Raw genomic sequence first — 501 nt, 5'->3', positions numbered from 1 at the left:
CTCCGGCACCGCGAGCCCGGCGGCGACGAGCCGGTCCGCCAGCGCCCGCACGGCGTCGGCGGTCGCCGCGCCACGCCGTACCGGAGCTATCCGCGCCTGCCCCGCCGGGCCGATCGCGCCGAGCACCGAACGCTCGATGTCGTCGCGCCCCTCCGGGTCGACCACGGTCGCCCAGCCGGTGTGCGCGATCAGCAGCCGCCGCGCCCCCGCCATCGCGACGAGCGCCAGGTCGGCGACGCGGGCGGGGCCGCCGGACAGGAAGGCCGCCTCGTAGAGCGTGAGTCGGCGTCCGTGCGGCGCGGCCGTCGCCGGGGCGGCGGCACGGGCGGCGGCCACGCAGAGTCTGCCGCAGGTCAGGCCGGTCACGGCCCAGGCGAGGAGAAGCAGAGGGACCCAGAACATGGCGGTGTTCTATGCCAAGGCGGTGCTTCGCGCCATGGCATATTCAGTATCCGGACGGCCGGTGACGGGTGGATAACGTTCCGCTTGAGCGGGGCGGGG

The 501-nt window shown here is 75.8% G+C and carries 1 protein-coding gene; it reads right to left on the bottom strand.

Annotated elements, in window-relative coordinates; translation table 11 throughout:
- Positions 1–402: TIGR04222 domain-containing membrane protein (locus AB8Z36_RS41830; RefSeq protein ID WP_369218540.1), on the bottom strand; the 402-nt coding region annotated here is incomplete at its 3' end.
- Positions 403–501: the final 99 nt, after the last annotated feature.

Source organism: Streptomyces flavofungini, from assembly GCF_041028215.1.
Lineage (GTDB): Bacteria > Actinomycetota > Actinomycetes > Streptomycetales > Streptomycetaceae > Streptomyces > Streptomyces flavofungini_B.
The sequence above is the reverse complement of the archived record's forward strand: the minus strand, read 5'-3'. Positions and strand labels throughout refer to the sequence as shown.